The sequence below is a fragment of the Phytoactinopolyspora halophila genome, assembly GCF_003287285.1.
Classification (GTDB): Bacteria; Actinomycetota; Actinomycetes; order Jiangellales; family Jiangellaceae; genus Phytoactinopolyspora_A; species Phytoactinopolyspora_A halophila.
This window is the reverse complement of record NZ_QMIG01000001.1, coordinates 552,435-565,789: the sequence shown is the minus strand read 5'-3', so window position 1 is coordinate 565,789 and position 13,355 is coordinate 552,435. Positions and strand designations below refer to the sequence as shown.

The window sequence follows — 13,355 nt, the reverse complement described above, 5'->3', positions numbered from 1 at the left end:
GCGAGTACTAGGCTCCATCATCGTCCGATGAACCCAGCACCCCGCCAGGATCCGAAGACCCACTCAGCCAGCCGACCCGCCGGAGCAGGCGGGTGATAGCGCATCATTCCAGGACAATGGCGAGATCGGTCAGCTGGGCGGGGTTGCCGATGACCTCGATGCGGCTGATCCTGTCGTCGGGAAGGTGGATGGCGTAGACCGCCCACGGCATGCCATCGGGTGCGTAGGCGGCACCAGGGAGGCCGTCGACAAGAGCGATCTGGGTTTGCTCGGCGCGGCCGGCGAACACGCGGGCGACGGCGTCGGCCCCGCGGACGTGGGCCTGCAACAGCGGTGCACCGTGATCGACAGCGGGAGCCGCGGTGGCGACCACATCGGCGTCGGCGTGCAGCTCGACCTCGGGATCGAGGAGCTGGAGCAGGGAGCCGAAGTCACCCTCGCGGGAGGCTTTCAGGAACGCCCGGACGGCTTCGCGCTTGCGGTCGCGTTCGGCGGGAACATCAACGTGCCGGATGCGGCGCCTGGCACGCGAGGCGAGTTGGCGGGCAGCGGCCGGAGAGCGTTCGACGATCGGGGCTATGTCGTCGAACGACAGGCCGAAGACGTCGTGCAGGACGAGAGCGAGCCGTTCGAGTGGGCCGAGCGTGTCCAAGACCACGAGCATCGCCGTTCCCACCTCATCGGCGCGGAGGGCGGACGTCTCCGGTCCCAACGTCGAAGGAAGCGGTTCGTTGTCCGGGAGGTCTGCCTCGATGTCCTCGTGACGGGAAGCTCTGCTACGCAATAGGTCGACGCTGACGCGCGAGATGACCACCGTGAGCCAGGCTTCGAGGTTGTCGATCTCGTCGGTCTTTGCTCGCTGGAGTCGCAGCCATGCTTCTTGGACGGCGTCATCGGCGTCCCAGTACGAGCCGAGCATCCGGTAGGCGATGCCCCGCAGCTGGGGTCGCTGCGCTGCGAACGCGGTGGCGAGGTCGCGCTCGGATGCTGCGGCCTGGGGTGGTGGCATCGTCGGTAGTTCCTTCGTTTGTCGCCGTCTTCGACCGATCCTGTCACGTTTTCGCCGGCCGAACCGACGTAGTAGATGAAGCACGCAAACGGTTCGAGACGAGACTGCGTGCGCAAACGGTCTGCTCGCTACGCCGCGTCTCCACCCTCGTGCCCGGTCAGTTCAGTCTATCTCGCAACGAAGGAGCACCTCATGACTCTGAACTCCACACTCTCTGTCTCAGCGGACCTGCCCGAAGGACTTCGGGCGGCCGTGCGCGGCCGGGTCTGGTCGCCTGGTGACGCAGATTTCGACAGCGTCCGGCGGCCTTGGAACCTGGCCGTCGAGCAGCCGGCCCTCGCGGTGGTGGAGGCGGCCGACGAAGCCGATGTCGCGGCCCTGGTCCGATACGCATCCGCCGCGAAGGTGGGCATCTCGACTCAGCCCAACGGCCATGGCGCCACGGGCAGAACCGAAGGCACCATCCTGCTCCGTACCGGCCGCCTCGATCGGATCGAGATCGACGCGGCCGCCCGGCGGGCCCGTATCGGCGCCGGGGTGCGCTCGGGCAGCCTGCAGGACGCCGCCGCCAAGCACGGGCTGACAGGATTGCCAGGAAGCTCGCCCGTGGTCAGCGTGACTGGAGTCGTCCTCGGAGGTGGGCTGAGCTGGTTCGGCAGAGCCCACGGCTGGGTCGCCGACAGCGTCACCGCCTTCGACCTCGTCGACGCTGTCGGCCGCCCACAGCGAGTGACCGCCGGGTCGGACCCGGAGCTGTTCTGGGCCCTGCGCGGAGGCGGCGGGGACTATGCCATCGTCACCGGACTCGAACTCGCGTTGCACGATGCGCCGGCCCTGTTCGGCGGCCGGATGCTGTGGAACGGGACTCACGGCAGGGCTGTCGTTGACGCGTACCGGGCGATCACCCAGCACGCACCGGTCGAGCTCACGGCCTGGCTAGAGCTACTGCACTTCCCGGGTGCGGACCCGATGATCGCGATCGACTCCACCTACCTCGGCGACGAGGACGCGGCCCGGAAGCTGCTCGCCGACCTCGACCGGCTCCCCGCGCCGCTGTCGGATACCCGTCGGCCCATGTCCGTTGCGGAGCTGGGCAGCATCACCGCCGAGCCCACCGACCCTGGCCCCGGCCAGTCGCATTCCGAGCTGCTCACCGGATTGGATGACGACACGATTGCCACACTGCTTGCTGAGCCCATCTCCCCGCTGATGATGCTGCAGATCCGGCACCTCGGCGGCGCGTTAACGCAGCCCAGTGACAGCCCGTACGGCCCGCTGACCGAGCCGTACATGGCCTACATGTTCGGCGTGCCAACAGAACCAGCCACCGCCGAGGCGATCACCGTCAAGCAGCGGTCCCTCGCTGGCGCGTTACCGGTCAGCGGCCGCAGGCCGGTGACCTTCCTCGACCCGGCTGAGACTCTCGCCGACGCCCTGCCGCCGGACTCGATCGAGCGGCTCCGCCGCATCAAGGCCGAGCGCGACCCAGCGAACCTGTTCCGAAGCAACTTCGGCGTGGCGGTCTGAGGTGACCTGCACGTGGAGACACGACACCGGCACCGGCGGCACCTGAACCGCTCGCTGCTGAGTGGGGTGACGTCGACGGGACGGCGGCGTCGGCGGTCGGCATGACCCAGCGGAGCGCGTCTCGCGTACGTTGAACTACCGCGGGTCGCTCCAGGTCTCGAGGGCTGGTGCGGCGTCAAGGGTTTGTATGAGGTGCCGGCTCCCGCTCACCTTGGTGCCACTGAGATCGTAGTCCGTCCAGACGAACCATGAGCGATCGTGTGGCCAGATGTTGGTCGGCGTGAAGCTGTAGGGACCGCCGTGGTGTTCGAGAAGGTCACCTGTGGCTCCGAGCGGTCCCCGCCAGACATGGGGATTCTCGAAGTCGCCGGCCGGCAGGGAGGCGTAGAGGAAGATGCACTCCGTCCGGGCACCCTGCGGAGAGTGCCCGGCGAGTGACTCGACGAGCGTTTCAAGGCTCTCGCCATCGAGCGAGCCCTCGGGCGGCGGGGCGATGCTCACGGGCCAGGTGCGGTGTGGAAACCACCGAAAGCACGGCGGGTACTGCCGATCGGGTTCGACGTTCACCGCGGTGAAGTAGTCATGCCACGGCAAGCGACGCCACGATTCCCCTGGTCGGGCGGCAAACCCCAAGGGAGCGCCGGTCACCGTTGTGATCTCGTCGAGATCGAGACCTCCGACGATCAGCGGCGTGGCCGTCCCGGAGCGTAGCTCCCTTTGATGGAGCTCGTCGTACGTACCCAGATCGTCGAACGCCGGGTTGTGATACATCGCGTGGAGGATCCACGTCGACGATTCCCAACCCTGCGCGTCGTAACCAGTCGCGGCTTCGTGCTCAGGTCGGGAGCTCAACCACTCCAGATCGGCGTCCGGCCGGGGCGCTCGGTATATGCGCATGATCCGAGTGTTGTGTCTCCCGCAGCGCGGGCCAAGTCCGGCCCATGCCGCGATACACCCGAGGCCCGCGCCGCGGGAGCCCTGAGGTCAGGCGTTGGTGGTGACCTTCCACAGGTAGCCGTCGGGGTCGCTGAAGTAGCCGTAGTACCCGCCCCACTGGGCGGCGGCCGCCTCCCGGACCACGGTGCCGCCGGCGGCCGCTGCGGCCTGCATCACCTCATCGACCTCCTCACGGGAGTCGCCGATGAAGTGGAACGAGCAGCCACGGAAACCAGAACCCTCCGGGGAGACGCCAGCGTCCTGCGCTGCCGCGTTCCATTCGTAGAGCGCCAGTTGTGACGACCCTTCGCCCAAGTCGCACATGACGAACGCGCCGAAGTCCTTCTCGATCTTGCACCCCAGGCCCTCGACATAGAACCTCTTGGCACGGTCCACGTCCTCGACGCCGAGCATGATTGCGCTGACTTTCAACTTGATGTTCATGGCGGTGACATTAACTGAGGGTGGGAGGTGGGCGCTTCTTGATTCCTGATTGATCTGGTCCTCAATCGGTTCGATCGGGCGAGGTATATCCGACTTGTTGGGTCTGCGGAACGTCCAGAGCCGGCTAAGCCCTCTTGGACGTTCCGCAGACCCAACAAGTGCATTCGGATCGACGGTCTACCTGTGGGGCCAGGGAAACCCCGAGGTAACGGCCGCCTGCCGGACGGTCGCGTGGAAGAGCTCATCGCGAGCATCTTCCGGGAGGAAGTCGAAGTGGCCGTAGGTTTCCAGGATGACGAAGCCGTGCAGTGACGACCAGCACTGCAGACATGCCTGGAAGGTCTCCGGTGGCAGCGGCGGGCCGTGGGGCACCGTGGCCGGATGTTCGACCTGTGCACAGGCAGCCAGCGCGTCGTCGACGTCGTCGATCAGCGGTTTGCCGAGAAGGCCGCGCTCGGAAGCATCGGAGAACAGCGCCTTGAGCTGTCCCATTGCTCGTTTGGCCGCCTCGGTGGTGGGGCCCTCTTCGGGAGCGACATAGCCCGGTACGGGTATCCCGAAGATGAGCGCGAACTGCTGTGGCTCGCGCTTGGCCCATGACCGGTAAGCCGCGGCGACGGCGAGGAACCGTCCCGGCAGGTCGTCGACCGGGAGCTCCTCCCGGGCCTCGGCCACCGTGGTTCCCAAATCGTCGTACGCATCGACGATAAGCGCGGTGAGGAGCTCGTCCCGGTCGGCGAAGTATCGGTAGAGCGCCGGGGCCGTCATCCCCATCTCCCGCGCGATGTCGGAGAAGCGCAGGTCGGTATTGCCGTGCTCGTGCATGAGACGCAGCGCGGTCTCCTTGATCTCGTCGATGGTTGCCGCGCGAGCGCGCTCCCGCCGGGACGGACGTGCTGGCGGGAGCGTCTGGTCGGGATCCTGCTGCGTGACCACGCGGTGGTTCAACTCCTTACATGAATTTCTCGTTAATCATCGTCACAGGCGTGAAGCTCCTTGACAAGACGAACCCGCCTGGCGAATAGTTATGAAGCATAACTCAAGTGACTCTTGATTATTTGAGTCACGAACCATTCCATTGCTGAAGGGTTGTTCCATGACCGAGCTTCCACCTGGGGTCGAGCGGCCGGGCGCTGAGGTTCCCCCTCGCCCCGGGATCCTCGGCTCCCTCGCCGGTGTTGCCTTTCGCTACCGTGGCCGCGTCGTCATCGCCTGGCTCATCGCCATCGCCGCGGCTGTCGGCTTGTCCTCGGCATTCGCCGGTGACTTCGCCGCCGACTACTCCGCGCCCGGATCGGATTCGCAACAGGCGCAAGAGCTGCTAAACGAACGATTTCCGGAGTTCGCTGGGGACACCGTGGATGTTGTCGTCCGGGCCGACGACGTGACCGCGCCGGACGTCCGCGCCGACGTCGGTGTCCTTCTCGACGAGCTGAGCGGTGCTCCCCACGTTGCGCGCGTCAGCGACCCCTACGACGAGCCCGGAGCCATCGCACCAGATGGCCAGACGCTGATCGCTCAGCTAGGCCTCACCTCGGACAACGGTGCCGATGTGCCGGAGGAACACAGTGAACGGCTGCTCGCCGCGGCCGAGGACGCCGAGCGCCCTGGCCTGGAGATCGCTCTCGGCGGAGAGTCGATCATGTGGGCGGAGCAAGGTGAGGTCGGTTCGGAAGGTATCGCCCTCATCGCTGCGGCGATCATCTTGCTCATCACCTTCGGCTCGGTCGTGGCCGCCGGATTGCCGCTGCTGGTAGCGCTCGGTGGTCTCGGAGTGAGCGCCATGCTCACCGGTGTCATCGCTGCGGTGATCGAGGTGCCTGAATGGTCGACCGCCCTCGCCACGATGCTGGGCATCGCCCTCGGCATCGATTACGTCTTGCTCATGGTGACCCGGTTTCGCGAATGGCGAGTGGCCGGGCTCAACACCGAGCGGGCTACCGTCGCGACCCTCGATACTGCAGGCCGGGCCGTCATCGTGGCTGGTAGCACCGTGGTGATCAGCATGCTGGGTCTGTTCGCTATGGGCCTGTCGTTCATGCGCGGCGCCGCCGTCGTGACGATCGTGGCGGTTCTGGTGGTGATGGCTGCCGCGACGACGCTGTTCCCGGCCGTCCTCGGGTATCTCGGTCACCGTATCGAGCGGCTGCGCCTCCCGCTGGGCCGTCGACGGCTCGCCAGGACCGCCGAGGGTGGTCACGTCGAGCCGTCGCGGACCTGGCTGCGCTGGGGCCAGCTGATCGAGCGGCACGGGCTTCTCGGCACGATCGCTGGCGTGGGATTGCTCCTCGCGCTCGCCGCACCGTTCCTCGGCGCGCGCTTCGGCTTCCCCGATGCGGGCAACGAGATCGAGGAGAAATCGGTGCGCCAGGCCTACGACATGACCACCGAGGCGTTCGGCGCCGGGGCGAACGGGCCGTTGTTGCTGGCCGTCGATCTGACCGGCATGCGGGACGAGCGAGGATTGTCCGCCCTCGTCGAGTCGATCGGTGAGACGCCGGGTGTGGCGGCCGTCAACCCGCCCACGCTCAACGACGCCGGGGACGCAGCAGTCGTGACCGTCATCCCGACGACGGGGCCGCAGGATGCCGAGACCGAACAGGTGGTGCAGACCCTGCGGGACGACGTGATTCCCACCGCCACCTCGGATACCGGGGTCACGGCCTATGTCGGTGGCGTGACGGCCACCGCGATCGACTCGACGGACAACATCGTCGACCGGATCCCCATCCTGATCGGCGGCGTGGTTCTCCTGTCCATGATGTTGCTGCTGGTGGCCTTCCGCAGTGTGGTCATACCGGTCACCGCGGCGGTGATGAACCTGCTCTCGGTGGCCGCCGCATACGGCGTCGTCGCGCTGGCCCTCGAAGGCGGGTGGTTCGGCCAGCTGATCGGGATCGACACCCAGACCCCGATGCCGGCGTTCATCCCCGTGCTCATCTTTGCCGTGCTCTTCGGCCTGTCCATGGATTACGAGGTTTTCCTGATCAGCCGGATGCGCGAGTCGTGGGTACGGACAGGGAACAACGGCCGGGCCATCATCGACGGGCTGGCCGGGACGGGCCGCGTGATCACCGCTGCTGCGGCGATCATGGTGGCGGTGTTCGCCGCTTTCGTCCCGAGCGACGAAGTGTTCCTCAAGGTGATCGGCGTCGGGATGGCGGCGGCCATCTTCATCGACGCGACCGTGGTGCGCATGCTTCTCGTTCCGGCCGTAATGCACCTGTTCGGCCGGGCCAACTGGTGGCTACCGGGAACGTGGGAGCGCCGCATTCCCCAGCTACACGTGGAGGGCCGCCCGGAGGTGCACCTTCCGGCACCGAAGAAGGATCTGGAGCCCGTCGGCTGAAGACCCGGAGGGAACGGGTCATTGCCGTGTCCCGGTCTGAACCGGTTCGCCTGGTCGCCAGAGCTGAATAACCAGTGCGTTCTTCTCGTCGTTCAGGCCCGTGAGCACGACGTCGTCGATCTCCAGCAGGAACATGTGAAACGACCCCGGTGCATCCACGGGCCGGTCGAGGTACTCGTCCATCCGTTCGGGCGGTACCTCGACGGCCCGGCCGGAGATCTTGGCATCGCCGCCGTCCATGGAGCCGTCACCGGGGTTGGTGTGCAGCGCGTAGCGCGGATCTCGTTGCAGGTCACGAGCCTTGACCGCGTCCAGCATCGAACCGAGTGTGAGGTGGTCGCCATGGAAGTCGACCTCGGTGCCACTGACCCTCGGCGCTCCGGATCCCCGCAGTGTCGCCAGGACGTGATGCTTGGTGAACTCGAGCCGTGCCTGGACAGCCGCGGCGAGCTTCGGTGCTTCTTCGGAGAACTGTTTCCACGTAGCCATGTGTCCAGTGTCGTCGCCGATCCCTGACATCTCCTGTCAGGTTCCGAGGTTCCGTTCGAGTTATCGAATACATTTGCACCGTGCGTGCCAGCCGATTGGTCAGTGTCATGTTCGTGCTGCAACGCAGACGTGGTGCCACGGCAACCGAGCTGGCAGACGAGCTCGGCGTGTCGGTTCGGACCATCTATCGCGACGTGTCGGCACTGCAATCCGCGGGTGTACCGATCTGGACCGAGTCCGGACCGGGCGGAGGCATCCGCCTGGTTGAGGGGTGGCGGACCCGTCTCGACGGCTTGACCGGCGACGAAGCGGCAGCCCTGTTCCTCGCAGGTGCGCCGTCGGCGGTGGCGGACCTGGGTCTCGGAGCGATCCTGACCGCTGCGGAGAGCAAGGTGATCGCGACCTTGCCCCCTGAATTGCGCGGACGTGCCTCGCGGCTGCGCGAACGGTTCCACCTCGACGCGCCCGGCTGGTTTCGGGACGGCGATGTACCGGCGCACCTGGCGACGGTGGCCGACGCCGTCTGGTCTGGGCACCGCCTGGACATCAGCTACCGCCGTTCTGACAGATCGGTGCAGCGCCGGCTCGATCCCCTCGGCCTGGTGCTGAAGGCCGGGGTCTGGTATCTGGTTGCGGCGCATCGCCAGGCCGTGCGGACATATCGGGTCGGGCGGATCGCCGAGGCAAAACGCGTTGACGAGCCGGCGAGCCGCCCACCCGGGTTCGACTTGGCTAGCTGGTGGGCCGCCTCCGCTGCGGAGTTCGACCGTTCGCTGCTGCGGTATCAATGCCGGCTCCGGCTCTCACCCCGGGCATTGCGACACCTCAAGCACCATGTCGGGCCCGCGTCAGCGGAGGACGCGCTGGCCTCTGCGGGACCGCCCGACGACGATGGCTGGCGGGAGGTGGTGTTGCCGACCGAGGGCGAGGACGTCGCGGCCGACCAGCTGACGGCACTGGCGCCAGGAGTCGAGGTGATCGATCCGCCCTCGTTGCGCGTCACCCTGCACGATGTAGGAGTGGCCCTCGCCGCCACGAACGCCCCATCCGAATGATCATGAACATCTATGTGTCCATTGGACCGAGAAAGTGTTCATGATCAGTGGATTTGTTGAGACAGGTGGATTCGATGTTCCTGCCCGTTGCATGAGGAGCGCGGCCACGGGTACATCAGGGAACGTGACCGAGAAGGAACTGAGCGACCTACGCGAGTTGGCAATGCAGCTCCGGGTCGAGTCGGTGCGTTGTACGGAGGTAGCGGGCTCGGGACACCCGACGTCATCGCTCTCCGCGGCGGACCTCATGGCAGTCCTGCTGGTCCGCTACTTGCAGTATGACTTCACCGACCCCGGCAACCCGGAGAACGATCACCTGATCTTTTCCAAGGGCCACGCCTCCCCGTTGCTCTATGCGATGCTGGAGGCTGCGGGCGCCATCAGTGATGACGAGCTGGCGACCTATCGCGCACTTGGCAGCCGTCTGGAGGGGCATCCCACTCCGTGGCTGCCCGGCGTCGACGTGGCGACGGGCTCTCTCGGGCAGGGCCTTCCGATCGGCGTCGGGCTGGCCCTGACCGGCAAGCTGCTCGACCGCTTGCCCTATCGGACCTGGGTCCTGTGCGGCGACAGCGAGCTCGCCGAGGGCTCGATGTGGGAGGCCTTCGAGCACGCCGGCTATGAAGGTCTCGACAAGTTAACCGCGATCGTCGACGTCAATCGGCTAGGCCAGCGTGGGCCGACGAGGTATGGCTGGAACACCGAGGAGTTCGTGGCGCGGATCGCGGCGCACGGATGGCACACCATCGAGATCGACGGACATGATCTCGAGCAGATCGATCACGCCTATGCAGAGGCGACCGCGGCGGACAAACCGGCCGCGATCCTGGCCCGCACCATCAAGGGTGCCGGTGTCTCCGAGGTGGCTGATCAGGAAGGCAAACACGGCAAGCCGCTGAAGGACACCGAGCGGGCGATCGCCGAGCTCGGTGGTGACGGCAAGGTGACGATCGAGGTCCGCAAGCCTTCCTACCTCGCGCCACCCCACCAGTTCGGAGAGCTTCAGACATACACGCCGCCGGAATACTCGAAGGGCGACGACGTGGCCACGAGGACGGCATTCGGAGAGGCGCTCGTGGAATTGGCCCGCGCGCGTCCGCACGTCGTCGGGCTCGATGCCGAGCTCGGCGATTCGACCCGAATGCAGTACTTCGGCAAGGAGCACCCCGCTCGCTTCTTCCAGTTCTACATCGCGGAACAGCAGATGGTGGCCGCGGCGGTCGGCATGCAGGTCCGTGGCTGGCTCCCGTACCTGGCGACGTTCGCGTCGTTCTTCAGCCGCGCATACGACTTCATCCGGATGGCGGCGATCGGCCGGGCCAACATGTGCCTCGTGGGCTCGCATGCCGGCGTGTCCATCGGCGCGGACGGGCCGTCGCAGATGGGATTGGAAGATCTCGCCGCGCTCCGGGCCGTGCACGGCAGCACCGTGTTGCATCCATGTGATGCGAACCAGACGGCGGCCCTGCTCGGCGAGATGGCCGATCGGGAAGGAATTCAATATCTCCGTACGCTCAGGGGCGAATCCCCCGTGATCTATGAATCGGGTGACGAATTCGTGATCGGGGGCAGTCGGGTGCTCCGGGCGTCGGATGACGACCAGGTCACGCTCCTTGCGGCGGGCGTAACCGTTCACGAGGCGTTGGCCGCTGCCGACGCTCTGGAGAACGACGGCATAGCCACCCGTGTCGTCGATCTGTACTCGATCAAACCGATGGACGCGTTCACGGTACGCCAGGCGGCACAGGACACCGGCTGCCTGGTCACCATCGAGGATCATTGGCCCGAGGGTGGTCTGGGTGACGCCGTGCTCGACATAGTCGCCCGGGACATGCCGGCTATGGTGCTCAAGCTGGCCGTTCGTGACATGCCCGGTTCGGCGACGCCTGCCGAGCAGCTCCAATCTGCGGGAATCGACCGGACGAGCATCGCCGCGGCGGTTCGCTCGTACATGAGCGAACGCGCCGTCTCGGGCTAGCTCCGTGCGGAGCGGTTTCGGGTTAGCTCCCGGCGGACGTGCCGTGTTCGCGTCCTCTCCCTCCGCCGGCTCCGCGTCAGTGTACGTTCTCGACGTCGGTGTCGGCGGTGTCTTCGAGTTCATAGGGGAGTGCGGCCACGCATCGTTCGTACTTGTCGATCAGCTCGTCTTCGGTCTCCGCGCCGATGTAGAGATCGGCTAGCTGGTAGCTGTAGCTGTCCTGGCGGGGGAGGGCGGACAGCAGCTGATCCTGCTGGGCGACGGGATGGATCATCGTGCCCGGCACGTCCGCCTCGACTCGGGCCACCTCCTCGGCTGTGGGTGCCCGCCGTACCCGGGCATCGCTGAACCGCCGCAGGAACCATTTCGTGGCGATCCGGTATCTCCCGTTGCCGCGGGGCAGGGCCGGATCGCGTCCGAGGGCGAGGCTCACCATCGCGTGGTGATTGGGCACGCCGTCGACCATCTGGAACAGGCGGGCGTGCGATTGTGAGTGGCGCGGGTTGATCTCCAGCAGCGTCAACGTGTCGTTCTCTTCGTTCCAGAAGAATTCGATGTTGAACGTCGAGTGGTCCAGGCCGATGTGTCCGATGACGCGGGTGGTGACCTGGGTGAGCCGTTCGGTGACGTTCGCCGGCAGGGCAGCCGGATATTGGAAACGCAGAAAGCTCTCACGTCCCGGATAGCCGACCGAACCGACGACCCCGTAGACGTGGACCGCGCCGTGTTGGACGTAGCCTTCGACGGTAACCTGAGTGCCCGAGACGGCCTCCTCGACGAGACATCCCTGGCCGCTGGCGGCGATCCCCGCGGGGGCGTGCAGATGGTCGAGGATGTACTGGAACGGCTCTCCCAGCCAGCCGACACCGTCCCGCAGCAACCGCATGGCGCGTTGGAACTCGTGCTGGTCGTGGACGTGATAGGCGAGCGTTGAACCGGCCGACTTCACCGGTTTCACCCACAGAGGGTACTCAAGGTGGGGCGGTGGAGTGGTCGCCTTCTGGGGATCGACGAGACCGAAGCCGGGGCATTCGTCGATCACTTGCCGCTGTTCGAGCCGGCTCCAGTACTTGTGTTCGCATTTCACCACTGCTTCGAGGCCGGGTCCTATGGTCCCGAACCGCTGGCACAGGATGGGAACGAGCGAACTCACCGGGAAATCCCAGTATCCGATGATCGCATCGATTGTCCCCTCGAACCGGTAGAGCTGGCGCTCGGCGGCAGCCAGCAGGTGTCGTAGCTGGATGTCCTGCGTGCGTAGCTCGTCAGGAGTGAGCAGTTGATGAAACCGGTACTCCTCGGCGTGCGGCAAGGCGTTGAGGGTCTCCGCGTTGAGTTCGTCGAGACCCAGGACGAACACGTTCTTGATGTCCACATGTTTTCCAGTACCCCATCGCGTGGGGATCGACGCGGGGCCTGGCGGGGTGAGCATGCTGCCCTAGGAGCCGGACGTGAACTGCCAGGATTCCCGGATCGGCTCGAGCGCGCGCTCCGTCTCGACGAGCAGCGCCCCGCAGTCGGTGAGGGTGCGCGAGTCTCGCGGCTGGAGCTGGTGTACGTACCGGGTCAGCTGGTCGTGAAGCCGCTGCGCGGATTCCATCGCCGCGGCGAGGTCGAGTGACGGTGGCTGATCCTCGGAGCGACGTTGGCCGAAGGCGTAGGCGACGTCGGCGACCTTCTCCAGCAGGTCCGCGTATCGCGGAAGGAAGTCGGCAAGCAGATCGTGGTCGATCTCGGGTTCGTCGTAGCGGTCGGCATAGTCGAGCGCCCGGATCATCGACTGAAGGTTTCCGGTGGTTCGCCCCAGCGCCTCCACGGCCCTGCGGTAGTCCACGAACAGGTGCCGTCCCTTGCCCAGACGTCTCGGATTGAGCCGCACGTTCTCTTCACCGAACGAGAGCTCGGAGCGGGCCCGCTCGACGGTGTTCGAGAGCCGGTCCGCGTGATCGCGCCAGTGGTCGAGGTGGCCGAAGGGGTTGTCGGAGCGCAGCCCGGCGGCTATGTCGTTCAGGAGGTCGCCGATCGACCTCGCGAGATCGTCGACGGCGCCGGCGGCGTCGTTGAACCGGATGGGCGGCGCGAGTACGACATTGACAGCAGCCCCCATCATGGCGCCACACAGGACTGTGACGAGGAGACTCGCGAGATAGTTGGGATCGTCGCCGCCGCCCACTCCGAACGTGAAGACCCCCACGATGGCCACTTGCGAGCCGAAGTCACCCAGCCTGGGCCATTGGCCGATCACGAGGGTCAGGAAGACGAGCAGAGCTAGCGCCCCCAGGCCGTGCCCGAGAGTCTGGCCAATCGCACCGGCGCACACGAGGCCGACGACGACGGCCCCGACGTACCGGACGGCGTGTAGCACGGACCGGTACACCGAGACCTGGACGACCAGCAATGCCGCGAACGGAGCGAAGCTGGGAATCTGCGAATCCAGGACATGCAGGGCCAGCGTGTACGACGCCAGGGTGGCGCTCAGTCCCTTGACGACCTGGACCAGCGAATTGCGTTCATGTCCGCGTCGCTGCCACGCGCGCTCGGCTCTCGGCCAGATCGTTCTCATGCACG

Annotated in this window: 11 protein-coding genes; 4 read left to right on the top strand and 7 right to left on the bottom strand. The window is 66.3% G+C overall.

Annotated features, from left to right (window positions below; translation table 11 throughout):
- Nucleotides 1-103 precede the first annotated feature (103 nt).
- The gene (locus tag DPM12_RS02485; RefSeq protein ID WP_112256635.1) at nucleotides 104-1,009 is read right to left on the bottom strand and encodes a sigma-70 family RNA polymerase sigma factor; all 906 of its coding nucleotides are present in this window, start codon (nucleotides 1,007-1,009) and stop codon (nucleotides 104-106) included.
- Nucleotides 1,010-1,201: 192 nt separating this feature from the next.
- Between DPM12_RS02485 and DPM12_RS02480 the strand changes: the two genes are divergently transcribed.
- Entirely contained in the window at nucleotides 1,202-2,536 is a 1,335-nt protein-coding gene (locus DPM12_RS02480) for an FAD-binding oxidoreductase (RefSeq protein WP_112256634.1), read from the top strand.
- A 135-nt stretch (nucleotides 2,537-2,671) separates the two neighbouring features.
- Here the strand turns inward: DPM12_RS02480 and DPM12_RS02475 are convergent, their stop codons facing one another.
- From DPM12_RS02475 to DPM12_RS02465, 3 genes are all read right to left on the bottom strand, one after another.
- Entirely contained in the window at nucleotides 2,672-3,433 is a 762-nt protein-coding gene (locus DPM12_RS02475; protein ID WP_112256633.1) for a hypothetical protein, read from the bottom strand.
- Nucleotides 3,434-3,520: 87 nt separating this feature from the next.
- Nucleotides 3,521-3,916: a VOC family protein gene (locus tag DPM12_RS02470; protein WP_170313657.1), complete on the bottom strand. Its 396-nt coding sequence runs from the start codon at nucleotides 3,914-3,916 to the stop codon at nucleotides 3,521-3,523.
- Between the two features lie 177 nt (nucleotides 3,917-4,093).
- The gene (locus DPM12_RS02465; protein ID WP_112256632.1) at nucleotides 4,094-4,852 is read right to left on the bottom strand and encodes a TetR/AcrR family transcriptional regulator; all 759 of its coding nucleotides are present in this window, start codon (nucleotides 4,850-4,852) and stop codon (nucleotides 4,094-4,096) included.
- Between the two features lie 160 nt (nucleotides 4,853-5,012).
- Here DPM12_RS02465 and DPM12_RS02460 point away from each other — a divergent pair, with 160 nt between their 5' ends.
- A complete protein-coding gene (locus tag DPM12_RS02460) occupies nucleotides 5,013-7,265 on the top strand; it encodes an MMPL family transporter (RefSeq protein ID WP_112256631.1) in 2,253 nt (750 codons plus the stop codon).
- Nucleotides 7,266-7,283: 18 nt separating this feature from the next.
- Here DPM12_RS02460 and DPM12_RS02455 read toward each other — a convergent pair whose 3' ends face one another.
- Nucleotides 7,284-7,754: a pyridoxamine 5'-phosphate oxidase family protein gene (locus tag DPM12_RS02455; protein ID WP_112256717.1), complete on the bottom strand. Its 471-nt coding sequence runs from the start codon at nucleotides 7,752-7,754 to the stop codon at nucleotides 7,284-7,286.
- 80 nt (nucleotides 7,755-7,834) lie between these two features.
- Between DPM12_RS02455 and DPM12_RS02450 the strand changes: the two genes are divergently transcribed.
- Together DPM12_RS02450 and DPM12_RS02445 are read left to right on the top strand one after the other, a co-directional pair.
- The gene (locus DPM12_RS02450) at nucleotides 7,835-8,809 is read left to right on the top strand and encodes a helix-turn-helix transcriptional regulator (protein ID WP_112256630.1); all 975 of its coding nucleotides are present in this window, start codon (nucleotides 7,835-7,837) and stop codon (nucleotides 8,807-8,809) included.
- Between the two features lie 91 nt (nucleotides 8,810-8,900).
- Nucleotides 8,901-10,787, top strand: a complete 1,887-nt coding sequence (locus tag DPM12_RS02445; protein WP_112256629.1) for a transketolase — start codon at nucleotides 8,901-8,903, stop codon at nucleotides 10,785-10,787.
- A gap of 76 nt (nucleotides 10,788-10,863) precedes the next feature.
- Here the strand turns inward: DPM12_RS02445 and DPM12_RS02440 are convergent, their stop codons facing one another.
- Nucleotides 10,864-12,162 (bottom strand): ATP-grasp domain-containing protein, encoded by a 1,299-nt coding sequence (locus tag DPM12_RS02440; RefSeq protein WP_211658251.1) that lies wholly within the window; start codon nucleotides 12,160-12,162, stop codon nucleotides 10,864-10,866.
- Nucleotides 12,163-12,225: 63 nt separating this feature from the next.
- Entirely contained in the window at nucleotides 12,226-13,350 is a 1,125-nt protein-coding gene (locus DPM12_RS02435) for an FUSC family protein (protein WP_112256627.1), read from the bottom strand.
- Between the last annotated feature and the right edge of the window lie 5 nt (nucleotides 13,351-13,355).